This window comes from Amycolatopsis sp. lyj-90 (assembly GCF_046549035.1).
Classification (GTDB): domain Bacteria; phylum Actinomycetota; class Actinomycetes; order Mycobacteriales; family Pseudonocardiaceae; genus Amycolatopsis.
The window spans coordinates 630,524-656,954 of record NZ_JAJPWP010000001.1 but is presented as its reverse complement, the minus strand read 5'-3'; the positions used below and the strand labels follow the sequence as shown (position 1 = coordinate 656,954).

Annotated in this window: 18 protein-coding genes; 8 read left to right on the top strand and 10 right to left on the bottom strand. The window is 68.9% G+C overall.

Annotation, left to right across the window (positions count from 1 at the left end; all coding sequences use genetic code 11):
* Nucleotides 1-11: 11 nt before the first annotated feature.
* Nucleotides 12-1,070, top strand: coding sequence for a S1 family peptidase (locus ACLJPX_RS02595; protein WP_233223141.1), 1,059 nt, complete (start codon nt 12-14; stop codon nt 1,068-1,070).
* Here the strand turns inward: ACLJPX_RS02595 and ACLJPX_RS02590 are convergent.
* A complete protein-coding gene (locus ACLJPX_RS02590) occupies nt 1,060-1,995 on the bottom strand; it encodes a LysR family transcriptional regulator (RefSeq protein WP_410598535.1) in 936 nt (311 codons plus the stop codon). The two genes, ACLJPX_RS02595 and ACLJPX_RS02590, sit on opposite strands and share 11 nt — an antisense overlap.
* Before the next feature lie 80 nt (nt 1,996-2,075).
* Between ACLJPX_RS02590 and ACLJPX_RS02585 the strand changes: the two genes are divergently transcribed.
* On the top strand, nt 2,076-2,456 hold the full coding sequence (locus tag ACLJPX_RS02585; RefSeq protein WP_101608389.1) for a hypothetical protein: 381 nt from the start codon (nt 2,076-2,078) through the stop codon (nt 2,454-2,456).
* The gene (locus ACLJPX_RS02580; protein WP_410598534.1) at nt 2,453-4,021 is read left to right on the top strand and encodes a multicopper oxidase family protein; all 1,569 of its coding nucleotides are present in this window, start codon (nt 2,453-2,455) and stop codon (nt 4,019-4,021) included. The genes ACLJPX_RS02585 and ACLJPX_RS02580 overlap by 4 nt, the downstream gene beginning before the upstream one ends.
* Before the next feature lie 69 nt (nt 4,022-4,090).
* Here the strand turns inward: ACLJPX_RS02580 and ACLJPX_RS02575 are convergent, their stop codons facing one another.
* From ACLJPX_RS02575 to ACLJPX_RS02560, 4 genes are all read right to left on the bottom strand, one after another.
* Nucleotides 4,091-4,294 carry a hypothetical protein gene (locus tag ACLJPX_RS02575; RefSeq protein ID WP_101613235.1) on the bottom strand — a complete coding sequence of 68 codons (204 nt, stop codon included), beginning with the start codon at nt 4,292-4,294 and terminating at the stop codon, nt 4,091-4,093.
* Between the two features lie 187 nt (nt 4,295-4,481).
* Nucleotides 4,482-5,219, bottom strand: a complete 738-nt coding sequence (locus tag ACLJPX_RS02570; protein ID WP_410598533.1) for a fumarylacetoacetate hydrolase family protein — start codon at nt 5,217-5,219, stop codon at nt 4,482-4,484.
* Nucleotides 5,219-8,137, bottom strand: a complete 2,919-nt coding sequence (locus ACLJPX_RS02565; protein ID WP_410598532.1) for an FAD-binding and (Fe-S)-binding domain-containing protein — start codon at nt 8,135-8,137, stop codon at nt 5,219-5,221. The genes ACLJPX_RS02570 and ACLJPX_RS02565 overlap by 1 nt, the downstream gene beginning before the upstream one ends.
* Before the next feature lie 10 nt (nt 8,138-8,147).
* Entirely contained in the window at nt 8,148-9,314 is a 1,167-nt protein-coding gene (locus ACLJPX_RS02560; protein ID WP_410598531.1) for a pyridoxal-phosphate-dependent aminotransferase family protein, read from the bottom strand.
* A 152-nt stretch (nt 9,315-9,466) separates the two neighbouring features.
* Here ACLJPX_RS02560 and ACLJPX_RS02555 point away from each other — a divergent pair, with 152 nt between their 5' ends.
* Both ACLJPX_RS02555 and ACLJPX_RS02550 read left to right on the top strand, forming a co-directional pair.
* Nucleotides 9,467-10,816, top strand: coding sequence for an SLC13 family permease (locus tag ACLJPX_RS02555; RefSeq protein WP_410598530.1), 1,350 nt, complete (start codon nt 9,467-9,469; stop codon nt 10,814-10,816).
* Between the two features lie 456 nt (nt 10,817-11,272).
* Entirely contained in the window at nt 11,273-12,229 is a 957-nt protein-coding gene (locus ACLJPX_RS02550) for a 5'-nucleotidase (RefSeq protein ID WP_410598529.1), read from the top strand.
* Nucleotides 12,230-12,261: 32 nt separating this feature from the next.
* On the opposite strand, the gene ACLJPX_RS02545 is transcribed toward ACLJPX_RS02550, so the two are convergent.
* On the bottom strand, nt 12,262-13,008 hold the full coding sequence (locus ACLJPX_RS02545) for a GntR family transcriptional regulator (protein ID WP_410598528.1): 747 nt from the start codon (nt 13,006-13,008) through the stop codon (nt 12,262-12,264).
* 112 nt (nt 13,009-13,120) lie between these two features.
* On the opposite strand from ACLJPX_RS02545, the gene ACLJPX_RS02540 reads away from it, so the two are divergent.
* Genes ACLJPX_RS02540 through ACLJPX_RS02530 form a run of 3 tightly spaced genes read left to right on the top strand, consistent with a single transcriptional unit; the run spans nt 13,121 to nt 15,067 of the window.
* On the top strand, nt 13,121-13,474 hold the full coding sequence (locus ACLJPX_RS02540) for a RidA family protein (RefSeq protein ID WP_410598527.1): 354 nt from the start codon (nt 13,121-13,123) through the stop codon (nt 13,472-13,474).
* Entirely contained in the window at nt 13,467-14,111 is a 645-nt protein-coding gene (locus tag ACLJPX_RS02535) for a transcriptional regulator (RefSeq protein ID WP_410598526.1), read from the top strand. The genes ACLJPX_RS02540 and ACLJPX_RS02535 overlap by 8 nt, the downstream gene beginning before the upstream one ends.
* Nucleotides 14,108-15,067, top strand: a complete 960-nt coding sequence (locus tag ACLJPX_RS02530) for a pyridoxal-phosphate dependent enzyme (protein WP_410598525.1) — start codon at nt 14,108-14,110, stop codon at nt 15,065-15,067. Before ACLJPX_RS02535 ends, ACLJPX_RS02530 begins: the two co-directional genes overlap by 4 nt.
* Nucleotides 15,068-15,509: 442 nt before the next feature.
* Here the strand turns inward: ACLJPX_RS02530 and ACLJPX_RS02525 are convergent, their stop codons facing one another.
* From ACLJPX_RS02525 to ACLJPX_RS02510, 4 genes are read right to left on the bottom strand one after another with little or no spacing between them, the layout of a single operon-like run.
* Nucleotides 15,510-16,487, bottom strand: coding sequence for an alpha/beta hydrolase (locus ACLJPX_RS02525; protein WP_410598524.1), 978 nt, complete (start codon nt 16,485-16,487; stop codon nt 15,510-15,512).
* A gap of 13 nt (nt 16,488-16,500) precedes the next feature.
* A complete protein-coding gene (locus ACLJPX_RS02520; protein WP_410598523.1) occupies nt 16,501-18,084 on the bottom strand; it encodes an acyl-CoA carboxylase subunit beta in 1,584 nt (527 codons plus the stop codon).
* Nucleotides 18,081-24,524 carry an SDR family NAD(P)-dependent oxidoreductase gene (locus ACLJPX_RS02515; RefSeq protein WP_410598522.1) on the bottom strand — a complete coding sequence of 2,148 codons (6,444 nt, stop codon included), beginning with the start codon at nt 24,522-24,524 and terminating at the stop codon, nt 18,081-18,083. The genes ACLJPX_RS02520 and ACLJPX_RS02515 overlap by 4 nt, the downstream gene beginning before the upstream one ends.
* The gene (locus tag ACLJPX_RS02510; protein ID WP_410598521.1) at nt 24,521-26,281 is read right to left on the bottom strand and encodes a fatty acyl-AMP ligase; all 1,761 of its coding nucleotides are present in this window, start codon (nt 26,279-26,281) and stop codon (nt 24,521-24,523) included. Before ACLJPX_RS02510 ends, ACLJPX_RS02515 begins: the two co-directional genes overlap by 4 nt.
* Between the last annotated feature and the right edge of the window lie 150 nt (nt 26,282-26,431).

Below are 26,431 nucleotides of genomic sequence, written 5' to 3'. Positions count from 1 at the left end.
CCGCCACCACCATGGTGGCCGCAGCCGCGGTCATCGGCTTCCTGGCGCCATCAACGGCCACCGCCACCACCATCGAGGGCTACTCCCCCACCGTGCAGAGTGAAGCGGTGACGTCCCTCGCTTCGGACGCCGGGGTCAGCCAGGCCGCCGCCACGAACTTCCTGCGGGCGCAGACGGCAGCCGCCGAAACAGTGCAGAAGGTCACCGCCTCCCTCGGTTCCCGTGCCGCCGACGGCTACCTCGACGACTCCGCCCGGCCTGTGGTGAACGTGCTCGACCAGGCCGCCGCGGACCAGGTGACCGCGACCGGCGCGCAGGCCCGCGTGGTCAAGCACTCCAGCGCGGCGCTTTCGAGCGCGCAGAACGCCCTGCAGGCGCTGCCCACGGTCACGCACACGTCGATCGGCCTCGACCCGAAGACCAACCAGGTAGTACTGACCGTGTCCGACGCCGCCAAGGGCTCCGAGGCCCTCGTGAAGGCCGCCGAAGCGCTCGGCGACCGGGTCCGCGTGGAGCGGACCACCGGCGAGATGCACACCGCGATCTACAACGGTGAGGCCATCACCGGCGGCGGCACCCGCTGCTCGGTCGGGTTCAACACCAACAAGGGCGGCCAGAACTACATCCTCGACGCCGGCCACTGCACCCGCGCGGTCTCGCAGTGGAACGTCGGGCCGTCGCAGGGCGCCAGCTTCCCGACCAACGACTACGGCCTGATCCGCAACACCTCCGGCAGCGGCCCCGGCGCGGTCACCCTGTGGAACGGTTCGACCCAGAAGATCTCCTCCGCCGGTTCCGCGACCGTCGGGCAGCGGATCAGCAAGAGCGGCAGCACCACCCGCCTCACCTCGGGTTCGGTCCAGCGGCTCAACGTCACCGTGAACTACGCCGAAGGCTCGGTGTACCAGCTGATCCAGACCAACGCGCTGGTCAACCCCGGTGACTCGGGCGGCTGCCTGTTCTCCGGGAGCATCGGCCTGGGCATCACCTCCGGCAAGGGCGGCGGAAGCTCGTACTTCCAGCCGATCGGCGAGGCCCTGAGCGCCTACAGCGTCACGCTCAACCCGTAACACCTCCCGAAGCCGGGCCCTGGTCAGCGCGACCGGGCCCGGCTTCGGCCTGTGCACGGAAGTGTTCGACGGTGTGCTCCCGAAAGCGCCGGGCGGCCGCGGAAAGGTACGTGTCCTCGCGCCACGCGACGCTGAGCACGCGACGGCATTCGGGGTCGTCGACCTCGAGCCACACCACCGTCGGGCTGGTGTCGGCCCGCAGGCCGAGGGAAGGCACGAGCGCGATCCCGAGACCCGCGTCGATGAGTTGGAAGAGCACGGCGGCTTCGTCGCCCTCGCAGACGATGTGGAGTTCGAGGCCGGCCTTCGCGAAGAGGTGATCCACGAGTGCGCGCTGCCAGTAACCGGGCCGCGTGGTGAGGAACGGCTCTCCTTCGAGGTCCGCGAGACCGACGCGGCCGCGTCCGGCCAGCCGGTGACCGGACGGCACGCAGAGCATCACGACTTCGTCGAGCAGCACCCGGCTTCGGATGTCGTTGCCGGACAACGGTTGCGACGTGATGCACAGATCGACGTCACCGGATCGGAGTCTTTCCGCCATCCCCTCCGCCGACGACTGGGACAGCCGGACGTCCACCAGCGGATGACCGGGAATGAAGGTGCGCAGCGGTTCGGTGAGGACGAGCAGGCTTTCGGCCGCGACGGTGACCGTGCCGCGTTCCAGCCCGGCGGCGTCGTCGAGTTCCTGCCGGGCGTCGTCGAGTTCGGCCAGTACCCGGTCGACGCGGCGGAGGAACGCGGCGCCGAACCGGTTGAGCCGGATCCGGCGGCCGTGCCGGTCGAACAGGGGGACGCCGAGGTCGTTTTCCAGCCGGGCCAACGTCCGGCTGAGCGAAGGCTGCGCGACACGCAGCTTCTCGGCGGCACGGCCGACGTGTTCGAGCCGGGCGACCGTCTGGAAGTACCGGAGCGCCAGAAGATCCACTGCTGATGCCTCACCTGTTATGAACAGATAACCGATCTTGTCTTGGACAGCATAAGGCTTCGGCTCTTACGTTCGTTCGCGTGAGTGGAACCGTGACTACCCGAAGCCGGACGCTGGTGGTGAACAGGGTGCTCGTGAGCGCCCACGCCGTCGCGATCATCGGCCAGCCGGTGTTCGCCGGCGGCTATCTCGGCGGCGACTACGACATGCTCTGGCTGCACAAATGGGGCGCCGACGCCGTGTCGTACCTGGCCTACGCCCAGATTCTGGCGGCACTGGTGCTGTGGCTGGTCCGCGGACCGCGCTGGCTGTTCTGGGTCAGCCTGCTGCTCGCGGCGGGCGAGACCGCGCAGTACCTCGCCGGGATGGCGGGCGCGCTCGACCTGCACATCCCGCTCGGCGTCGCCCTCGTCACCGGAGTGGTGCTGACGACCATCGGGATCTGGCGGGTGGACCGATGAGCCGCGGGCTCCCCCGCCGGACGTTCCTCGGGCTCGCCGGCGGAGCGGGTGTCCTCCTCGCCGCGGGGCTCACCGCTCCCCGGCTGCTCGCGCAGGGTTCGCCGGGCACCGGCGAGTTGCTGCGCAGCGGGCTCCCCTTGCCGGAGCCGTTCCGGGTACCGCTGCCGATCCCGCCGGTCTTGCGTCCACAAAGGACAGCGGACGCCGATCACTACACGATCACCCAGCGCGCGGCGACGGCCGAGATCCTCCCGGGCGTCCGGACACCGATCTGGGGCTATGACGGGATCTTCCCCGGCCCGACGATCGAATCACGGCGGGACCGGACCGCCGTGGTCCACCATCGCAACGAACTTCCCGTCCCGACCGTCGTCCATCTGCACGGCGGGCACACGCCCGCCGACTCCGACGGCTACCCGACCGACCTCGTCCTGCCGCTGTCCGGCTGGAACGCCGGCCATGCCGGGCACGGCATGGCCGATGCCCGCGCCCGGCTCTCGAACGGCTCGCGCGACTACGTTTTCCCGCTGCGGCAACGGTCCGCGACCCTCTGGTACCACGACCATCGCATGGACTTCACCGGTCCCGCCGTGTACCGGGGCCTCGCCGGTTTCCATCTGGTCCGCGACGACGAGGAAGAGTCACTGGGGCTGCCGTCCGGGGAGCGCGAACTGCCGCTGATGATCGCCGACCGCTCCTTCGACGCGCACGGCGCCTTCGCGTATCCGTCTCTCGATCGGACGCTGCGGACCACGCCGGGAGTGGAAAGTGCTTACGTGGAGGGCGTTTTCGGTGACGTCATCCTCGTCAACGGCGCGCCGTGGCCGGTACACGAGGTGGCGGCCGTGCGATACCGCCTCCGGGTCCTCAACGCCTCCAACGCCCGCCGCTACGACCTGGCGCTGGATCCGCCACCGCCCGGCGGCGGCGGATTCGTCCAGATCGGCGCCGACCAAGGCCTCCTCGACGCGCCGCGAGAGCACGACCATCTGCCGATCGCGCCCGCGGAGCGGTACGACCTCGTCGTCGACTTCGGCCGGTATCCGATGGGGACCGAAGTCACCCTGGTGAACCGGCTCGGCACCGGCCCGACCGCCCGGGTCATGCGGTTCGTCGTCGCCCGCCGCGCGCCGGACGAAAGCCGGGTCCCGGCGAAACTCAGCGAAATCCCGCCGCTCACTCGCGAGCAGGCGGCGACCACGCGCGAGTTCTCGTTCCGTGCCGGCACCGTCCACGGGCGAGAGGGCTGGGTGATCGGCGGGGAGCCTTTCTCGCCGGATCTGATGTCGGCGAGCCCGCGCTTCGGCGAGGCGGAGATCTGGCGGTTCGTCGCCGACATCCATCACCCCGTGCATCTGCACCTGGTGGGATTCCGGATCCTTTCGCGCGGCGGACGCCCGCCGGGACCGTTCGACGGTGGTATCAAGGACACCGTCGACCTGAGCCCCGGCGAGTCGGTCGAGGTCATCGCCCGCTTCGACGGCTACCGCGGCCGCTACGTCTTCCACTGCCACAACGCCGAACACGAGGACATGGCGATGATGGCGAACTTCGAAGTGGTCTGACGGAGGTCAGGAAAGGGGCTTTCAAGACGTTTTTCGTCCTGAAAGCCCCTTTCCTGACACGTCCGAGGGTCAGCCCACGCCGAGCAGCGTCGCGAGCGCCTGGACCAGGGACGCCGAGAGACCGGCGATGGTGCTGTCGAGGTACTCGGCGATCGGCGTCAGCTCCGCCGCGGAGGCCGAGCCACCGAAGACGGCGAGCATCGGCACCGCCAGCAGGCCGGCGGCCAGACCGCGCTTCGTCCACCGGCGGGTGGTGCTCCGGGTGTCGCTCATGGTGTTCATCCTCTCGGCTGGGGATGTGCGGACAGGGGACCGCACGCCGAGGAGGATGTCCTGATCGTCGAAGGCCGGACAAGGCATGTCACCGCCATTTGATGATCATGAAACAGCTGTCGCTCGTTCGAGTGAAGTCCGTTAACCTCAACGACTACCCGCGAGTAACACGCAGTTCACGACACCCTCAGCGGACCGGGTTGGTCAGCTCGCCGATCCCTTCGATGGCCACGGTGACCTCGTCTCCCGGCTTCATCGGCCCGACACCGGCCGGGCTGCCGGTGAGCACGACGTCGCCGGGGCGCAGGGTGAACCAGCGGGTCACCCACGCCAGGATCTCGGGCACGCCGAAGATCATCTCCCTGGTACTGGACCGCTGGACGATCCGGTCGTTGATCCGGGTGGTCACTTCGAGGTCTCCGTTCTCGATGTCGGTGGTGATCCAGGGCCCGAGCGGCAGAAACGTGTCGGCGCTCTTGGCCCGTGCCCACTGGCCGTCGGCGCGCCAGTCGTGCGCGGTCACGTCGTTGGCGCAGGTGTAGCCCAGGATGTGCGCATCGACGTCGTCTGCGGTCAGGTTCCGCGCGGTCTTGCCGATCACCACCGCCAGTTCGCCCTCGTACTCCAGGCGTTCGACCTCGGGCGGGTGCAGGATCGGCTGCCCCGGGCCGGTGACGGCGTTGGGAGCCTTGAGGAACAGCGCCGGCTGTTCCGGCCGGGGACGGCCCTTTTCCTTCAGCTGGCAGGCGTAGTTGCTGCCGACGCAGACGATCGTGCGCGGATCGCACGGCGCGAGCAGCCGGACACCGGACAGCGGGCCGACGATCTCGCCGGGACCGGTGACCGGGTCGTAGGCGCGGACGACGTCGCCTTCGACGCACCCTGTCCGGGCGGTTTCCCCGGTATCGAAGCGAATCAGGCGCATCACGAACCACCCAGCGCTTCACGGACGAGTTCGAGCGGGTGCCACGCCGTCCGGCCCGCTCCGTGGAAGATCTGCTGGCGGCACGAAACCCCGGTGGCGGCGACCAGCGTCTCCTCCGGTTCCTTTTCCAGCGCCGGGAAAAGACGGTCACGGCCGACGGCCATCGACGTCTCGTAATGCTCGGCCTCGAAGCCGAACGAGCCCGCCATCCCGCAGCATCCGGAGTCGATCTCGGCGACCTCCAGCCCCGGGATACGGCGCAGGAGCGCCATCGTGGCGGCGGTGCCGACCTCCGCCTTCTGATGGCAGTGGCCGTGGAAGACGACCCGCCGCCCGCTGAGCCACGATCGCTCCGGGAGCTTCAGCCTGCCGTCGTCGATGGCCTCGACGAGCAATTCCTCGACCTGGCGGACCCGCTCCTTGACCTGCCGCGCTTCGGGAAGTTCCGGCAGCAGCGCCAAAGTCTCGTCTCGCAGGGTGAACACGCACGACGGCTCGCATCCGACGATCGGCGATCCGGGTTCGGTGTCGCGGGCCAGCGACGTGACCAAGCCGGTGGCCTTCTTCTTGGCGTCGTCGAGCAGGCCCTTGGACAGGCTCGACCGCCCACAGCAGCCGCCGGAAGCGAGTTCCACCGCCCAGCCGGCGCTTTCGAGCAACTCGATGGCCGCCTTGCCGATCTGCGGTTCGGTGAAGGTGGTGAACGAGTCGGCCAGCCAGTTCACCGTGCCCGCCGTCCCCGGGGCCGTGGTACGACGGCGGTTCCAGCGCACGAGGTTGTCCCGGACGAACTTCGGCAGCGGACGCTCGGCCTTGATCCCGACGGTCCACTCCATCACCTTGCGCAGCAAGCCGATCCGGCCGGGCACATTGGACAGTGGCGCGGTGGCCGAGCCCATCCGGTTGAGGAACCGGATCGAGCCGAAGATCCGCGACCGCAGCGGGGTGCCGTGCTCCTCGTGATGCTGGTACAGCGTCTCGGCCTTGAGCGACGCCATGTCGACGCTCATCGGGCATTCGCTCTTGCAGGCCTTGCACATCAGGCACAGATCGAGGATCTCGTTGAGCCGCTCCCCGCCGAGCGCGGCCTTCGGATCCGGCTCCGAGAGCGCCTTGACCAAGGCGTTGGCACGACCGCGCGTGGAATGCTCCTCCTGCAAGGTGACCTGGTAGGACGGGCACATCACGCCGGCGGCGGTCTTGCGGCACAGCCCGATGTTCATGCAACGGTCGGCGGCGTCCCGCATCCCGCCCCCGCCGATGACCTCGAACGACAGCATGGTCCGCAACGGCGGCGCGGGCGGCAGGGCGTCGCGGTCGCGCAGGTTGTCGGTCATCGGGGGCGCGTCGACGATCTTGCCGGGATTCATCGTGCCCGCGGGGTCGAACAGCTTCTTGACCTGGCGCATGGCTTCGTAGAGTTCGTCACCGAAGATCTCGCGGTTGAACTCCGAGCGGGCCAGGCCGTCGCCGTGTTCGGACGAGTTCACACCGCCGAATTCGGCGACGAGGTCCTTGACCTTCTCCGCGACCACCCGCATCGTGTCGACCTGAGCGGGATCGGTGAGGTCGACGAACGGCCGGATGTGCAGGCAGCCGACCGAACAGTGCCCGTAGAACCCGGCTTCGAGGCGGTGTTCGTCGAGGATCCCCTTGAATCGCGCGGTGTACTCCGCCAGGTGCTCGGGGTCGACGGCGGTGTCTTCGATGAACGCCAGCGGCCGTTTCGTGCCCTCGCCCGCCGCCATCAGCAAGCCGAGACTGGACTTGCGCACCTTGAGCAGCGCCGCCTGCTCGGCGGCCGTGACCAGCTTGAGCGTGTGATAGCCGTGCCCGTCGCGCTCCCAGAGTTCGGCGACCTCGTCGAGTTTCGCCGCCAGGACGGTCTCGGCGTCGCCGGAGAAGGACACGAACAGCAGCGCCGCCGGGTCGCCGACGAGATGGTTGCCGAGATCGGCGTACTCGATCTTCTCCCGAGACAGGTCGAGGATGGTCTTGTCCATCAGCTCGACCTGATGCGGATCGCAGCTGAGCGCGTCGAGAGTGGCCGAGATCGCGCCGTGTGTGGTGTCGAAATGCCCGACCGCGTAGACGGTCTTCTTCGGCTTGGGCACCAGATCGACTTCGATCCGGGTGGCCAGCACGAGGGTGCCTTCGGCGCCGACCACGAATTTGGCCAGGTCGAAGGGATTGCCGTCGCCGTACCCGGAGAGGCGGTCGAGCCGGTAGCCGCAGGCGCGCCGCCAGAACACCGGCATGCCCTTGGCGATGGCGTCTTCGTTCGCGGTGACGAGTTCGGGCAGTTCGCGGTAGATACGGCCTTCGAGCGTGTCCGCCTCGGCGCGCCGCACGCGTTCGGTCTCGCTCACCGGTTCCAGGCGGGCGGTGGAACCGTCGGCGAGGACGACGTCCAGCGCGCGGATGTGGTCGATGGTCATGCCGAAGGTCAGTGATCCGGAACCCGCGGAGTTGTTGCCGACCATCCCGCCGATGGTGGCGCGGTTGCTGGTGGAGGTGTCCGGCCCGAACATCAGCCCGTGGGCGGCCGCCGCCTTGTTCAGCTGGTCCTGGACGACACCGGGTTCGACGACGGCCGTGCGCGCGACGGGATCGAGATCGATGATGCGGTTCATGTGACGGGAGAGGTCCAGCACCAGTCCGGGGCCGACGGTCTGCCCGGCGAGGCTGGTGCCCGCCCCGCGCGGGACGACGGGCACGCCGAACTCCGCCGCGGTGGCGACGGCCGCGGCGACGTCCTCGTGATCGAGGGGGAACACGACGCCACGCGGCATGATCGAGTACATGCTCGCGTCGCGGGAGAACAGGTGGCGCGTGTAGTCGTCGAAGGCGACTTCCCCCTTGATCCGCGCGGACAGCGCGTCTTCGAGCGGGCCGGTACGGGTCAGTTCGGCTGTCATCGGCGGGTCCTCAGTCGTTCTGCAGCAGTTCGAGGGCGTCCTGCAGCCCGCGTGGATCGGCGGGGACACCGGCGAGCGTGAGTCCCATTTGGACTCCCGCGAGGGTTCCGGCGAGCGTGAGGTCGTTGAACGCGCCGAGATGCCCGATCCGGAAGATCTTCCCGGCGAGTTTGCCCAGCCCCGCGCCCAAGGACATGTCGAACCGGTCGAGGATGATCGCGCGGACCTTGTCGGCGTCGACGTCTTCGGGGACCAGGACCGCGGTCAGCGAACCGGAATGTTCGCGCTCGTCCTGGCAGAGGACCTCCAGCCCCCAGCCGCGCACGGCGGCTCGCGTGGCGGCGGCGTGCCGGGCGTGGCGCGCGAAGACGTTCTCGAGACCCTCGTCGTAGAGCAGGCGCAAGGCCTCCCGCAGCCCGTACATGAGGTTGGTGTTGGGCGTGTAGGGGAAGAAGCCGCGCTCGTTCGCGGTGAGCATCGGGCCCCAGTCCCAGAAGATCTTCGGCAGGCAGGCGGTTTTGGCGGCGTTGAGGGCCTTGTCGCTGATCGCGTTGAAACTCATGCCCGGCGGGAGCATGAGGCCCTTCTGCGAGCCCGCGACGGTGACGTCGACCCCCCATTCGTCGTGCCGGTAGTCGATCGAGCCCAGCGAGGAGATGGTGTCGACCAGCAGCAACGCGGGGTGCCCGGCGGCGTCGATCGCGGCGCGGATCTCCGGGATGCGGCTGGTGACGCCGGTGGAGGTCTCGTTGTGGACCACGCAGACGGCCTTGATCCGGTGCGCGGTGTCGGCGGCGAGCCGCTCGGCGACCACCTCGGGATCGGCGCCGTGCCGCCAGTCCCCCGGCACGAAGTCGACGTGGAGCCCGAGGCCCCGCGCCATTTCCTGCCACAGCGTGGCGAAATGGCCGGTCTCGAAGGCGAGCACGGTGTCGCCTGGGCTGAGGGTGTTGGTCAGGGCCGCCTCCCACGCGCCGGTCCCGGTGGCGGGGTAGATGACCACCGGGTTCGCGGTGCCGAAGACGGGCTTGATGTCGTGCAGCAGCTGCTTGGCCAGCTCCTGGAACTCGGGTCCGCGGTGGTCGATGGTGGCCGCCGACATCGCCCGGAGCACCACGTCCGGGACGTTCGTCGGGCCCGGGATCTGCAGGAAGTGACGTCCGGCTGCGTATGTCATGTGCGCCTCCACGCTCGGCATCGAGATGTTCCACAGAGCGAAACCTTGGTCTCGCTGCTTGAAAGGTATACCGTGTACCGAACTCCGTCGAGGGGGTACCGGCACCAACTTCAAGTCCCTGGATGTGTCAGCGCCGACCGCAGAGGATTCAGATGTCCATACAACTCGTCACAGTCGTGGCGCTCGCCCTGGTGTTCCTGATCGCGACCGTGCTCCCCGTCCACATGGGAGCACTGGCGTTCGTCGCGGCGTTCGTGATCGGCACGGCGTTCGTCGGGGAAAGCACCGACGACATCGTTTCGGGGTTCCCCGGCGATCTCTTCGTCATCCTGGTCGGGGTGACACTGCTGTTCGCGATAGCCAAAGGCAACGGCACCGTCGACCGGCTGGTGCACCTGGTGGTGCGCGCCGTCGGCGGGCGGATCGCCCTGATCCCCTGGGTGATGTTCGTGGTCACCGCGACCTTGACCGCGGTCGGCGCGGTGGTGCCCGCCGCGGTGGCGATCATCGCCCCGATCGGCATGGGCTTCGCCCGCCGCTACGCGATCAACCCGATGCTGATGGGCCTGCTGATCATCAACGGCGCCAGCGCGGGCGGCTTCTCCCCCATCAGCATCTTCGGCAGCATCGTCAACGGCGTCGTCGCCCGCGACAACCTGCCGAGCAATCCGGGGCTGTTGTTCGCGTCTTCCTTCGTCTTCAACCTGCTGCTGAGTGCCATCGTGTTCTTCCTTTTCGGCGGCCGCGAACTGATCCGCCGGTCTTCGGCCGCCAAGACCGAGGTGGTCGCTCAGCCCGCCGCGGCGCTCGCGCTCAGCGGCGCTTCGGCCGGCGCGACCATGACCGAAGTCCCGGCGCCGTCGCCCACCGGAGGTGGAACCGACGAGCCCGAGGAGCGCCTTCCGCTCACTCGCGACCACGTGTTCACCCTGATCGGACTGGCGGCACTCGCGGTCGGCGCGCTGGTGTTCAAACTCGACGTCGGGTTCACCGCGCTGACCGTGGCGACGGTGCTGTCGCTGGTCTCGCCGGGTTCGGCGAAGGCGGCCGTCAGCGAGGTGGCGTGGCCGACGGTGCTGCTGATCTGCGGGATCGTCACGTTCGTCTCGCTGATGGAACGGGTCGGCACGATCGACTGGCTGGGCAACCTGGTGACGCGGATCGGTTCACCCCTGCTGGCCGCGATCCTCATCTGCGCGATCGGCGCGGTGGTTTCGGCGTTCGCGTCGACGACGGGGATCCTCGGCGCGCTCATCCCGCTCGCGGTGCCGTTCCTGCTGGCGGGCGAGGTCGGCGCGGTGAGCATGATCATCGCGCTGGCCATCTCGTCTTCGGTCGTCGACTCGTCGCCGTTCTCGACCAGCGGCGCCCTCGTCGTGGCCAACGCGCCGGCCGGTCAGAACGACAAGACGTTCCGGGGACTGATGATCTGGGGATTCAGTATGTGCGCGATCGCGCCCATCACGACCTGGCTGCTGTTCATCCTGCCCGGCTGGGGCTGAGGTCACTCCACATCGGTACAGGTGTTCACGAGTGACAATGCGGTTCAGGCCAACCTTTTCCTGACTACGCATCCGCCCGCCTGGGGCGACCCAGGTTTGCCTCATCCACCACGTACAGCCCTGCTGAGACGTCATAGGGCACTTGCTCCGCCCGCCCAGCAGCAACGAGTCCCACGTAACGCTTGATTCTCGCCAAACAGCAACCTCCGGTGATCCTGCGACACTAAGCACCAAAATGGTGACTCGCCGCCTTCCTTGCAAAGCAGCGAGTCACCATTTCTCACGATAGTGATCATTCTTATAACACTTGCTTAGCGGGACGATGACGATGATGTGCAGCAAGAAACAAAGCTCACCCGGAGAGCGACTGCCTAGAACACTTCATAGAAGCGACGGACGCAGGACACGAAGCGATCAGCTGAGAATCACTTAAAATCTTGAAGCGGAGGTAGCGAGATGCCTTTCACGTTGGCCAATCGTCTAGTTGTAGGCGTGGCATCAAGCGCCCTATTTGACCTAACCGAATCCCATGAAGTATTTAAAACAGGAAATGAGGAGATCTACCGGAAATACCAAGAAGAAAATCTCGAAATCCCATTACGACAAGGAGTTGCATTTCCATTTATCAGACGACTCTTGTCATTAAACAATCTAGTCAAACCTGAAGACCCCCTTGTTGAAGTCATCATTCTTTCGAAAAATAGTCCAGATACAGGCATGCGCGTGATGCGATCGATTCAGAACCACAGCCTGGCGATCACGCGGGCTATATTCACCCAAGGAAGGTCTCCTTATAGGTTCATGTCAGCCTTGAACATGTCCCTGTTCTTATCGGCTAACGCTTCCGATGTCAGAAATGCCATTGACCTCGGCCTTCCAGCAGGACACGTGCAGCTCTCATCGTTTGTTGACGATGAGAGTGACGACGATCTTCGAATAGCCTTCGACTTCGATGGCGTAATTGCAAACGATGAGGCCGAGCGAGTCATGCAGACTGGAACCCTCACAGACTTCCACGATCACGAGGTCGCTAACGCCATAGTCCCACTAAAGCCGGGCCCGTTAAGCGATTTCCTGGCGAGCATGAACCGAATTCAGAGAATCGAGGAAGAAAGACGTTCATTGGACCAGACCTACAAAATTAGAGTACGCATATCTATCGTTACCGCCCGCAATGCACCTTCTCATGAAAGAGCCGTAAGAAGCCTGAAGTCCTGGGGCGTCACAGTAAACGACGCGTTCTTTCTGGGAGGAATCGATAAAGGCGCCGTGTTGGACGTCATGAAACCCCACATATTCTTCGATGACCAGCAAGGGCATCTCAGCGGAGCCCCTGGAATTCCTTGCGTCCATGTACCATTTGGAGTGGTGAACGAGACGCAAGCAAGCAACGAAAGCGAGGACGCGGCATAGAAAAATATCACTACTCACAACCGAGCGAACAGCTAGCGGGATCGACGCTCGGCCAGCCACTGCTCGGATTCGGGACTGCCGCCGTCGAGCTGATCGACCACCGCGTCGAGGAAGCTGCCGTGCCCGTGGTCGGCCAGCGCCTTCAAGACCGCCTCGGGATCGCCCTCCTCGATGACGGCGAGCAGTTCGCGGTGCCGCTCGACGTTCTGCATCAGCGATTCGCCGTCGCGGCGGGCACTGCGGTTGAGCGCCATGCACAGCTGCATCTGCAGAGAAAGGGCGCGATACGCCTCGGTGACCCGCTCGTGCCCGGCCAGCGCGACGATCGACTGATGGAAGTCGTACTTGCGCTGCGTGAAGACACCCTCGTCACCGTCGAGGCCGGCCTGCTCGAAGGCGGCCAAGGCGTTCCGGCAGGCCTGCAGCCGCTCCGGCGAACGGACCGGGATCCCGATCCGGACGGCGAAGGCTTCGAGTTCTTCGCGCAGGGTGATGATTTCGTACACGTCGTGCCGGGTCAGGGGGCGGACGATGACACCGCGCCGAGGATGGGGCACGACGAGCCCCTCGAAGGCCAAGACCTGCAACGCTTCGCGCAGCGGCGGGCGGGAAACGCCGAGCCGTTCGGTGAGCTTGGCCTCGACCAGCCGCGTACCGGGCGGGAGTTCGCCGGAAAGGATCATCGCGCGCAGCGCCTGGGTGGCCAGATCGGCCATACTCGGCGGTGCGACGATCCGGCCGTCTTCATGCCGCACCGCGGTCGTCGAACTCGTGGTCATCGAGACCCCTCCCTTTCCGTATACGGTATATCAATCACTTCCGACCTGCGTGAGCGGTACGTCACTTTTCGCTCGCTTGGACTTTTAGTCCAAGGCTTATACAGTCAGTCTCGTGACCAACGAGCATCCGTATCCCCCGGCCTTCCGCAGCGGAGACCTGGTTTCCGTGTCCGGACGGCTCGGCGTGACCGAGACCGGTGACCTGGTGCCCGGCGGGTTCGACGCCGAATGCCCGCAGGCCTTCGCCAATCTCGACGCCGCGCTGCGCTCGGTGGGCGCGAGCCGGGCCGACGTGGTGAAGGTCGTCGTCTATCTGATCGACATCGTCGACCGCGACGGCCTCAACCGCGTCTACGAAGAGTTCTTCGCCGAGCCGCGGCCCGCCCGCACGTGCGTCGGCGTCGCGTCGCTGCCCTACGGCGGCGCTGTCGAAGTCGAGGCCCTCGCCCGAGTACGCGATGTCTGAGCAGGACGCGATCCTCGACGCGCTCGCCCCGGTCGCCGACGGCATCGCGGCGACGCTCGGTTCGTTCTGCGAGGTCGTCGTCCACGACTTCCGGCGTCCGGAGAAGTCCGTGGTGGCGATCGCCGGCTCGGTCACCGATCGCAGCGTCGGCGGGTCGATGAGCGAGATCGGCATGGGCCTGCTCGCCCGCGGTGACGAGGCCGAAGACCAGCTGAACTACGTCACCCGGACGGCGTCCGGGAAGCTGGTGAAGTCTTCGACCATGCTGCTGCGCGACAGCGGCGGCTCGGTGTTCGGCGCCCTGTGCGTGAACCTCGACGTCACCGCGCTGGGCCAGCTGCGGACGCTGGTCGGCGAACTCGCCGACGTCGGCACCGCCGTCGAAACGCCGACGACCACCTTCGGCGACGACGTCGACGCGGTGGTGGACGCGATCGTCGACGAGCATCAGCTGCGGCTGAACAAACCCTGGACCGCGCTCAGCCGCGAAGAACGTCTCGACCTGTTCCGCAGCCTGCACGCGCGCGGCGTCTTCGCCGTGCGGCGGGCGGTACCGCAGGTCGCGGCGCGAATCGGCATCTCGCGCGCGTCCGCTTACAACTATCTCTCCGAAATCCGTGATCAAGGAGCATCATGACCGCCCCCGTGACCATCGACGACATCCGTGACGCCGCCGCCCGCCTCGCAGGCGTCGCGCACCGGACGCCGGTCGTGCGTTCCCGTACCCTCGACGACCTCGTCGGCGCCGAGGTGTTCATCAAATGCGAGAACCTCCAGCGTGTCGGGGCCTTCAAGTTCCGCGGCGCGTACAACGCCGCCTCCCGGCTCTCGCCGGAACAGCTGGCCAAGGGCATCGCCGCCTACTCCTCGGGCAACCACGCCCAGGCCGTCGCGCTCGCCGCGCGGGAACTCGGGAGCAGCGCGGTCATCCTGATCCCGGAGGACACCCCGCAGTCCAAAAAGGACGCCACCGCGGGCTACGGCGCCGAGATCGTCACCTACGACCGCTACACCGGCGACCGCGTCGCGATCGGTGAAGCGCTGGCGGCCGAACGCGGCCTGGCGCTCATCCCGCCGTACGAGCACCCGCACGTGATCGCCGGACAGGGCACGGCGACGCTGGAACTGCTGGAGGAGACCGGTTCGCTGGACACCCTGGTCGTCCCGATCGGCGGCGGTGGCCTGATCGCGGGCAGCTCGACCGCCGCGAAGGCCGTCCAGCCCGGCATCCGGGTCGTCGGCGTGGAACCCGAGGCGGGCGACGACACCAAACGCTCGCTGGACGCGGGCGAACGCGTCTCGATACCGGTCCCCCGGACGATCGCCGACGGCCAGGCCGCCGAGATCCCCGGAGAGCTGACCTTCTCGATCAACCGGAAGCTCGTCGACGACATCGCGCTGGTCAGCGACGACCAGGTCCGGGACGCGATGCGGTTCGCGTTCGAGCGCTTGAAGCTCGTCATGGAGCCGAGCGGGGCGACCGGTCTCGCGGCGCTGCTCAGCGGTCAGGTGCCCGTCTCGGGCCGGGTCGGGGTGATCATCAGCGGCGGGAACGTCAGCCCGGAACGCTTCGCGGAACTGATCGCGCGCTGAAACCCTCGTGAGTGATAAGGACCGTTCTTGAGGGGTAAGTCAAAGGTGGCGGGCTCGGTGGCGGGGCAGGCTCCCCCGGAAGACCTGAGGAGCCTTGGCTGTCCTTAAGGGACACATTTTATGATGCAGTTGCCCGGTTTGGGTGCTTTGCGTGCTTCGTGACAGAGGTCGTGAGTGGTAATGCGCGTTCTAACGCTCTTTATCACTCACGACCCCCTCGAAAATCGCACATCCAGCCATCAACCGGACATGCGGCCGTCAGACAGTGGTTCCTTGTGGACCCTCGGGGAACGACTGGCGCCCGCCGACCGGTCCAGAACCACGCCGCGAAGGCCACCCTCGGCCTTGACGCCAGCGAAGGGACCCCTTCATCGCAAAGGCTCGATCACGCCACATTTGACTTACCCCCCAATAGAACCGCCTTTACCACTCACGAGGCCTGTCAGAGGCCGAGTCCGCCGGCCAGTACCGGCCAGGAGTTGCGCAACGCCCGTTGCCAGTAGGGCCAGCTGTGGGTCCCGTCGCCGTAGTAGTCGACGGTCACTGGAATCCCCTTGGACTTCAGCCGATCCGTGAAACTCACGGAAGACGTCAACGCCGCCGGTTCGAAGAAGTCGGACTGCCCCGGCGGGTCGAGCGGGCCGGTCTTCCCGGTTCCGCACGAGACGTAGAGTGCCGTGCCGCGCAGGTCGTCGACGTGATCGAAGGGGTTGTTCGCCGTCCACAACGGCCGCATCCCCCAGCTGTCACCCCACAGTTCGAGGTAGTTGAAGATCCCCGCGCGGGCCAGGATTCCCTGGATGAACAGCGGTGCCCCTTGATTCAACGTGTTCGGCACACCGCTGTACGACGCCGCCGCGGCGAACATCCCCTTGTGCTTGAACGAATACGCGAGCGCGCCGTATCCGCCGATCGACAGTCCGGCGATCGCCCGGCGGGTGCCTGCCCGGTAACCGCGTTCGACGATCTGCCGTACTTCCAAGGTGTGGAAGGTGTCCCAATCCGGAGTGCTCTTGAGCCCGAAGTTCCACCACTTGGTGTACATCCCGGCGGGACCGCCGGTCGGCATGACGACGAGGGCGTCCTTGTCCGCGGTGAACGCCTTGGCGTCGGTGAACTGGTCCCACGACCGGTAGTCGACCGGTTCGCAGCAACCGTGCAGCAGGTACAGCGTGGGCCAGGTCCGCGTGGGTTGCGCGGCCCAGCCCGTCGGGACGAACAGGCGGACCATGCCGGTGGTGCCGAGCGCGGGCGAGCTGATCTTGAGGTCGACCGTGCGCGCGTCCAGCCAGGTCTCCTCGACGACCTTCGCGCCGTTGTCCGCGGTGGCCCGCGTCGGGGCCGCGCTCGCGGGGATCGAGCTTCCCAGCACGGCGACCATGGACAACATCAGCAGCCCCCACCGCCACGTTCGGTTCATCGCTTCTCCTTGCTCACAAAGGGATGTTTCCGTGCTTCTTGGCCGGGAGGGTCTGCCGTTTGGTCCGCAGCGCGCGCAGCGCCCTGGACACCTGCAGGCGGGTCTCCGACGGCGCGATGACCTGGTCGACGTAGCCGCGTTCCGCGGCGAGGTACGGGTTCGAATGCCGTTTGCGGTACGCCTCGGTGAGCCGCCGTTGTTCGACGGACCGCTGTTCCGGAGGCAGCGCGGCCAGTTCACGCCGGTGCAGGACCTGCACAGCGCCCTCGGCGCCCATCACCGCGATCTCCGCGGTGGGCCAGGCCAGGTTGACGTCCGCGCCGAGATGCTTCGAGCCCATCACCGCGTAGCCGCCGCCGTAGGCCTTGCGGATCACCACGGTCACCTTCGGCACGGTCGCTTCGGCGTAGGCGTAGATCAGTTTCGCGCCGCGGCGGATGATGCCGTGCCGTTCCTGGTCCGCGCCGGGCAGATAGCCGGGGACGTCGGCGAGGGTCAGGATCGGGATGTTGAAGGCGTCGCAGAACCGCACGAACCGCGCGGCCTTCTCCGAGGCGTCGATGTCGATCACGCCCGCCTGATACCGCGGCTGGTTGGCGACGACGCCGACCGTGCGGCCCTGCACCCGGCCGAACGCGCAGATCATGTTGGGCGCGAAGGCACTGTGCACCTCGGTGTACTCGCCGTCGTCGACGAGGCGGAGGATCACCTCGGCCATGTCGTAGGCCTGGTTCAGCGAATCGGGAATCAGCCTGTCGAGCTCGAGATCGGCGGCGGTGAGGTCGGGAGCGGTCTCGTCGGCGTAGTCCGGGACGGGGTCGAGGTTGTTGGACGGCAGATAGCCGAGCAAGGTCTGCACCCAGTCGATCGCGTCCTGCTCGCCGACGGCCCGGTGGTGGGCGTTGCCGGAGATCTCGCTGTTCACCGCGGCGCCGCCGAGTTGCTGGGCGGTGACCCGCTCGCCGCTGACGGCGTGCACGACGTCCGGCCCGGTGACGAACATGTGCGCGGTCTCGTCGACCATCACCGTGAAGTCGGTGATCGCCGGCGAGTAGACGGCGCCACCGGCGCAGGGGCCCATGATCAGCGAGATCTGCGGGATGACCCCGGAGGCCAGCGCGTTGCGCCTGCCGAGTTCGGCGTAGTAGGCCAGTGAGACGACGCCTTCCTGGATCCGGGCGCCGCCGGAATCGTTGATCCCGACCACCGGGCAGCCCAACGTCATCGCCAGATCCATCACCTTGAGGACCTTCTCGCCGAAGACCTCGCCCATACTGCCGCCGAACACGGTGAAGTCCTGCGAGAACACACAGATCTGCCTGCCGTCGACGGTGCCGTGCCCGGTCACCACGCCGTCGCCGTAGGGCCGGTTGGCGTCCATCCCGAATTCGGTGCACCGGTGCCGCGCGAACTGGTCGAGTTCGACGAAGGAGCCCGGGTCCAGCAACAGGTCGATGCGTTCGCGCGCGGTCAGCTTGCCCTTGGCGTGCTGCCGGTCGACGGCTCGTTTCTCGGCGATCCGGACGGCCTCGTCCTGGCGGGCGGCGAGATCGGCGATCCGGAACGCGGTCGTCGGAGCGAACGGGACGTCGGTCATGGCCGGGCCGCCCTCGGTGCCGTGAGCCGGGCCGCGAGCGCCGCGGCGACCACCTCGACGTGCGGCGGGTCGATCATCGACAGGTGGTCGCCCGGGACCCGCACGACCTCGAGGTCGGCGCAGAAGGCGTCCCAGCCGAGGGTGTCGTCGGTGCGCAGGTAGCGCGGGTCGAGGGTGGTGGTCAGCGGATGCGGCTCCTGCGCGCGCATCAGCAGCACCGGCCCGGCGTACGGTTCCGGGTCGTAGCGTTCGGCCACCCGTGCGTCCACATAGGACTCGTACTGGTGCCGCAGCACTCCCTGCCCCATCCCGGGCACCCGCGTGGCCAGCCTGTTGATCACCAGCCGGATCTGGTCGTCGTCGCCGAGCTGGACGAGCTCTTCGCGCGGGATGTCCAACGGGACGCCGTAGGTCTTCTCGACGTGCTCGGCGAACCGGTCGAATCGCTCCAGCAGGATCTCGTGCGCCGGTTTCCCCGGCGCGGGCAGCGGCAGGATGCTGTCGATCATGAACACGACGTCGACCCGCTCCCCCGCCGCGGTCAGCCGCCGGGCCGTCTCGTAGGCCAGGCAACCGCCGAACGACCAGCCGCCCAGCCGGTACGGGCCACGTGGCTGGATTTCGCGGATCAGCTCGAGATAGCACTCCGCCTTGCCCTCGACGGTGTCCTCGTCGTCGATCCGTTCGAGGCCGTAGACGGGCCTGCCCTCCGGTAGCAGCCGGACGAGCCCGTCGTAGACGCTGGTCGGTCCCCCGGCCGGATGGAACAGGAACACCGGTTCGGTACCGCCTTCGCGCAGCGGACGGACCGGGCAGCCTCCGCGTCCCTCGATCCGGTCACGCAGCAGGTCGGCCATCGCGGCGACGGTCGGCGTGGCGAAAAGCCGGTCGGGGACGGCTCCGAGCTGCCCGGCGAACACCGCGCGCAGCCGCTCGGCGGCGTCGGTGTCGCCACCCGCGTCGAAGAAGTCTTCGTGGACACCGGGTTCCGCGCCGCCCAGCTCAGCCTGCCAGTGGCGGGCGACCCAGCGTTCGGCCGGATCGCGGGGCCCGACCACCACGTTCGGGACGGCGGACCGCGGAGCCGCCCCGCCGAACCCGGCCTCTTCGGCGAGATGGTCGGCGAGGTCGGCGAGGCTGGCACCGCGCAACAGCAGCGGAATCGGCAACGGCAGGCCGAAGTCGCGTTCCACGACGCCCCTGGCTCGCATGGCGGTGAGGGAATCCAAGCCGAGCCGGGTGAGGGAGACGTGCCTGTCGATCTCGTCCGCGGCGAGGCCGAGCATTCCGGCGACGAGCCCGGCCAGGTAGTCGGCGAGCATCTCGCGGGCGGCTTCCGGCAGGACCGCCCGCAACGCGTCCAATCCGTCCCAAGTGGACGGTCCGGCGGCCGGTTCCTCCCCCGGTACCAGGATTTCGAAGAACGGGCGTCCGGCCAGCCGTGGGAACAGGGCCAGTACGGTTCCGGCGTCCACGCGGGCGATCCCGGTCGCCCCGCGATCACGCGCCAGCACGGCGTCCATCGCCGCCAGCGCCTCCTCCGTACCGAGCGGTTCGAGAACCGGGTTGCGGCTGCCGACGGCCGCTCCCGCCTCACCCCAGGCTCCCCAGCCGATGGTCGCCGCCGGGAGCCCGGCGGCCCGCCTCCACTCGACGAGCGCATCTACCCAGGCGTTCGCGGTGGCGTAGGCGGCCTGCCCCGGCGACCCGAACAACGCGGCCGCCGACGAGTACGCCAGCCACCAGTCGAGTTCGTGTCCGGCGGTCGCCTCGTGCAACCGCCACGCTCCCAGCGCTTTCGCCCGCCAGACCGCTTCGACGGCCTCGGTCCCGAGGGTGATGGCGGCGCCGTCGGACAGCACGCCGGCCGCGTGCAGCACACCGCGCAGGGGCAGACCGCCTTCCGTGGCCGCCAGGACCAGCGCCTCGGCCGTCCCCGGTTCGGCGATGTCGCCCGCGACGACGCGGACGTCTGCGCCCAGGTCACGCAGATCCGCCAGCATCGGTTCGACGTCGGCGCTCGCACCACGACGTCCGGAGAGGACCAGCCTGCTCGCGCCGTGTTTTGCCATCCACTCCGCCGCGACCAGGCCGAGGCCGCCCAGGCCACCGGTAATCACGTAGGCACCGTCACGCACCACGGTTTCGCGACCGGGTTCGCCGAGTTCCGGGCGGGCCAGCTGCCGCGTGTAGCGGACGCCTTCGCGCCAGGAAATCTCGTCGTCCGGCGCGTCCGCGCGGATCTCCGCCACCAGCCTGCCGACCCACAGCCGGGCGGGATCGGGCTCGGCGTCGAAGTCGACCTGGCTCGCGCGCAGCTCGGGATGTTCGAAGGCGAGGACCCGGACCAGGCCGCGCAGGCATGCCTGGCCGGGATCACCGCGCTCGCCGGGTTCGACGGCCGACGCGCCCGCGCCGACCAGCCACAAACGCGGGGCGGACGCCACTTCGGACAGTTCGGCGAGGACACCGGAGAGCGTCGCGACCGCACGCGCGGCGCTCATCGGGTCAGGGTCGTCCGTGGTGGGGACGCACGCGAGGACACCTGTCACATCGCGGGATCGCAGGAGTTCCGCCAGCGCGGCGCGGTCTCCGAACGGGGCCGTCACCAGCTCGTCCCCGAACTCGGCGAGCTTGCCGCGCAGCGCCGTCAGCCAGGACACGTCGTCGTGCAGGACGAGCCAGCTGCGCGTGCCCGGTTCCGCCGCCGGCAGCTCGGCCTGTCTCCAGACCGTCTCGAACAGCAGGTCCGCCATCGGCACCGGCAGCGCCGAACGCTGGAACCGGCGGCAATAGACCTCGCGGAACTCGACCAGCACGACGTCGTCGGCGTCGACCAGCTGGACGCTGCCGACCAGGCCGTCACCGGCCGGATCGAGCGAGTCGAGGACGGCGTCGACGCGGACACCGCGGCGTGGGTCACCGGCGAGGACGACCTCGCCCAAGGTCAGCGGCAGGAAGACGCCGTCGGCTTCGCGCAGCGTGTCTCCTCCGGCCGCGGCCAGCGCGTGCAGGCAGGCGTCGGCGATCACCGGGTGCAGGACGTAGGCCGGGTGGTCGGCGGGCATGGTGATCGACGCCGAAGCCCGGCCTGGCGCCGCCAGAACCCCGCGCAGCCCACGGAAGGCGGGACCGTAGCTCTGCCCCATCCCGGCGAGCACCTGGTAGAGGTCGACAGGCCGGGCATCGTCCGCGACAGCGCCGAACGGCACGACCGCGGTCTCCCCGTCACGGACGCGGGCGGTGGCGTGCCGGATCCAGCCGCCGTGCGCGGACCGGGCGTAGATGTCCACTTCGGACTGTCCGGAGCCGGTGCCGAGACTGGTCGTCACCTCGGTGTGCGCTGCGAGCGGGAGCACCCGGTGCAGTTCGAGGCCGCCGACGCGAAGCTGCCCGCCGGGCCTCAGGACCGCCTTGGCCGCCGCGAGCGCCAGCTCCAGGAAACCGGCGGCGGGGAACAACGGGACCCCCATCGCCGCGTGGTCGGCCAGCCACGGCAGCGCCGCGGTCCCGACGTCGGCGTGCCACAGGTGCCCGCCGCCGGTCGGCTGTTCGATGTGGACGCCCAGCAACGGATGAGCGCCACCGGATCCGGGCCGTGAGGCCGGGCGCCGGGGCCAGAACCGCTGGTGACGCCAGCGCGGACCGGGCAGCGCCACCGGTACTGGACGGGGGCCGCGGGCGTCGAGCACGCCGGGCAGTCCGAGTGTGTGGAGGCGGGCGAGTGTGGTCAGGAACGCCTTCCGCTCGTCGACTTTACGGCTCGCCGACGGCAGCGCCAGCGCCCCGGTGCTCTGCTCGATCGCGGCCAGCGCCACCGGATGCGGCGAGATCTCGACGAACACGCCGTAACCGTCGGCGGTCGCGGCCGCGAGTGCCTGACTGAACCGCACCGGACGGCGCAGGTTCGCCGCCCAGTACTCGACGTCGAACACCGGTGTCCGCTGCGGATCGTCGAGAACGCTGCTGTAGCAAGGGATTTCAGCGGGCCGTGGCGAGAGTCCGCCGAGATCGGCACGGAACCGGCCGAGGACGGCGTCGACGGCTTCCGAATGGCCCGCGCCCCCGACCGGCAGCCGCTTCGCCAGCCTGCCGAGGCTCTCGACGTGCGAGACCAGCGCCTCGACCTGCTCCGCGCCGCCGCTGACGGTGCACTGGACCGGCGAGGCGTAGACCGCGACGGTGATCCCGGGGAACTCCGCTTCCAGGTCGGCCAGTTCGGCCGGGGACAGCTCGACCACGGCCATCGCCCCGTCGCCGGTCGCGTCGACCTCCGCGAGCAGCCGGGCCCGCGTGGTCATCACGCGCAGGCCGTCGGCGACGTCCAGGGCACCCGCGACGACGGCGGCCGCGACCTCGCCCATCGAATGCCCGAGCACCGCGGCCGGGACGACGCCGTGCGCACGCCAGAGTTTGGCCAAAGCGAGCTGCATGCCGAACAACGCGAGTTGTGTCGCGCAGAGGTCCGGGAGGTCGCGCTCGCCGGAGAGCACCTCGCGCAGGGAGAACCCGGCCTCGACCTGGAAGACGGGATCGAGTGCCTCCACCTCCGCGCGGAAAGCGGGTTCGGTGCTCAGCAGGCGGCGGCCCATCCCCGGCCACTGGGAGCCGTAGCCGGAGAAGACGAACACGACGCCGGGCACGGGCACGGTCTCCACGGCGGTCATCTCCCGCAGCGCGGCGGCGACCTGGCCGCGTTCCCCGGCGACCACCGCGCCGCGCACCGGCAGATGGTCCCGGCTCCTCGCCAGCGTCGCGGCGACCGAGTCCAGCGGCACCGCGGCGTTGGCCGGGTCTTCGAGCCAGTCCGCCAGATCGGCGGCCCGCGCGCGGAGCGTTTCGGGAGCCCCTGCCGACAGCGCGAACACCCTCGGGCCTGCGGTTTCGGTCCCGCGGGCGGCGAACGACGCGGCCGGCCACTCTTCGAGGACGACATGCGCGTTGGTGCCGCCGAAGCCGAAAGCGGAGATCCCGGCGCGCGCGACGCCGGAGTACCGCGGCCAGTCCGTCCCGGTGCCGACCACTCGCAGGCCGAGACCGGCGAAGTCGATGTGCGGGCTGGGTTCGCGATGGTGCGGGGTCGGCGGCAGCCGCCGGTGGACCATGGCGAGGACGACCTTGATCAGCCCGGCGATTCCCGCCGCGCCTTCGAGATGCCCCAGGTTGCCCTTCACCGAGCCGATCAGGAGCGGGCAGCCGGGTTCGCGGCCGGCTCCGAGCACCTCGCCGAGCGCGACGGCTTCGATCGGGTCCCCCAGCTCGGTGCCGGTCCCGTGCGCCTCCACATAGTCCACAGAGGACGGTTCGACGCCCGCCGCGGCGTAGGCGTCCCGCAACAGCGCGGCCTGCGCGCCGGGGCTGGGCGCGACGAGACCGTTGGACCGGCCGTCGGAGTTCACCGCGCTGCCGCGGATCACCGCGAGCACCCGGTCCCCGGCGCGGCGCGCGGCCTTCAGCGGTTTGAGCACGACGACGCCGCAGCCCTCGCCGCGGGCGATGCCGTCGGCGGCGGCGTCGAACGGTTTGCAGTGACCGTCGGGCGCGAGGACCCCGGCGCGCTGGAAAGTCGCGGTGACGGCGGGTGAGAGCAGCAGGTTCACCCCGGCGACGAGCGCGGTCCCGCATTCGCCGCGACGCAGGCTCTGCACCGCCTGATGCACCGCCACCAGCGAAGACGAGCAGGCGGTGTCGAGCGTGAGGCTGGGCCCGCGCAGGTCGAACAGGTACGAAAGCCGGTTGGCGGCGATGCTCGTCGCGGCTCCGGTGGCGGACCAGACGTCGACGGCGGTGGCGTCGGCCATCGTCAGGTGGCCGTACTCACCGGCCGAGAGCCCGACGAACACCCCGGTCCGCGTCCCCCGCAGGCTCGACGGCGGGATCCCGGCGTGTTCCAGCGCTGCCCAGGCGACCTCGAGCAGCATCCGCTGCTGGGGGTCCATCGCTTCGGCCTCACCCGGCGTGATGCCGAAGAACCCGGCGTCGAAACCGGCGATGTCGTCGAGGAATCCCCCTCGGCCGGGCACCCAGTCGAAGTCGTCGCCGAACGCCTCCCACCGGTCTTCGGGGACGTCGCGGATGCCGTCGCGCCCGGCGTCGAGGAAGTGCCAGTACCGCTCCGGGGATCCGGCCCCGCCGGGCAGACGGCAGCCGACCCCGACGATGGCGATCGGCTCCTCTTCCCGGCCTTCCGCGGTCGTCACGGCATCACCGTCCGCTGTGGACAGACGCTCGGCGAGAGCGGCGATCGTCGGGTACTGCCACACCAGGGTCGGCGCCAGCGGACGGCCGAGGTACCGGCCCAGATCCGCGGCCAACTCCATCGACTCCCGCGAGGAAAGACCGCTTTCGTGCAGCGGCCGGTCCGGGTCGACCTGGTCCGCGGGCAGCCCGGTCCGCTCCGCCACCCGCGCGACGAGCCAGGCGCGGATCTCCGCGGTCACCCGAGCCGCCGTGCGGTGAGCACACCGTCCAGATAGGACTTCCGGCACAGCGCCCGGCTGATCTTGCCGCTGGAGGTGCGCGGGACTTCGCCCGGGGCGAGGAAGACGACGTCGTGCGGACGCAGCCCGTGCGCGGCCGCGACCGCTCTCCGGATCTCCCCGGCCGCCACCGCGACGTCGGCCTCGATCGCCTTGGCCCGTTCCACCACCACGACCGCCGCCTCGCCGTCTCCGTGCTCGATCGCGAAGACCGCGGCGGAATGCGGCCGGACCACGGGATGCGTCTCGACGGTCTGTTCGAGGTCCTGCGGGTAGTGGTTGCGGCCGTCGACGATGACGAGGTCCTTCAACCTGCCGGTCATGAACAGCTCACCGCCGTGGCGCACGCCGAGATCCCCGGTCGCCAGCCAGCCCGCGCCGGACTCGGGATCGATCGGCGGGAGGCCGAAGACGGCGGCGGACTCGCCGGGCCGTCCCCAGTAGCCCACGCCGATGTTCGGGCCGTTGACCTGGATCTCCCCCACCCTGCCCGGTTCGACGAGCGCGCCGGTGACCGGATCGGCGATGCGGACCCGCTGGCCCGCAGGGAATCCGCAGGAGACGAGCGTGGTGCACGTCGCGCCGGGGGCGGCCGGGATCGCGATCCCGGCGGCGAGCCGCTCGCGGTCGAAGGTGACCTGCCGCGGCGCCTTGCCCGCCTCGGTGACGGCGACGAGCACGGTGGCCTCGGCCAGCCCGTAGGAGGAACGGTGCACTTCGGGACGCAGGCCGCAGTCCTCGAAGGCGTCGTGGAATTTCGCGATGGTCTCGGGCAGCACCGGTTCGCTTCCGTTGATCAGCGAGACGACCCGGCTCAGTTCGAGGTAGCTCTTCTCGTCCTCGGTCACGCGGGAAGCGCTGTAGGCGTAGGCGAAGTTGGGTGCCGCGCTGATCGCGCCGGGGCTGGCGGTGAGCGCGCGCAGCCACCGTGACGGGCGTTCGAGGAACGCGAGCGGATCCATCAGCACCGAAGCGGCGCCCGCGGCCATCGGCGCGCCGATGCCGAGGATCAGGCCCATGTCGTGGAAGAGCGGCAGCCAGCTGACGGTGGACGTCGTCCCGGTTTCGATCGCGTAGGCGTCGCAGGCCTGGCGGGCGTTCGTGAGCGCGTTGCGGTGGGTCAGCATCACACCCGCCGGGGTGCGCGTCGAACCGGACGTGTACTGCAGGTACGCCAGTCCGTCCGGTTCCGGTCGCGGCCAGGAACGTTCACCGGCCGCGACCGGAGATGGGGTGTCGACGGCGAGCACCGCGGGGCGCTCGATGTCCGTCGAGGAGAGGAAACCGGAGACGTCGTCGATGCCGTCGGCGGTCGTGAGCACGACCCGGGGCGCGCAGTCGGCGAGCACGGCGGCCAGCCTGCCCGCGTGCCCGGGGAGGTCCGGGGCGAACAACGGGACCGCGACCAGCCCAGCCCGGATCGCGCCGAGGAACGCGACGACGTAGTCCGCGGACTGCCGCGCCAGGATCGCCGCCCGATCACCCGGGGCCGCGAAGACGGCCAGCCGGGTGGCGAGGACGTCGACCCGGTCGTCGAGTTCGCGCCACGAGAGACTGATCGCGCGGCCGTCCGCGCCGGCACGGTGGTCGAGGTAGGTCACGGCGATCTCGTCGCCGAGCCGCCGCGCCCAGTACTCCAGCAGGGTCGCGAACGACTCCCCGCCGGGAGCGTGGTCCCGCCCGTGGGCGGCGACGACCGTTTCCGAAATGGTTTCCATAGCCCCTCGTTTGACGACGTGAGCAGGAGCAGGTGAATTCTGAACGGCACCGTTGCCGAAAGCGGATTCCATTCCGGAGACCGTTCTTGAACTGCCCGGAACTGTATGGATCACCCGGGAAGGGTGTCAATGAAAGGAGCGGGAAACGCC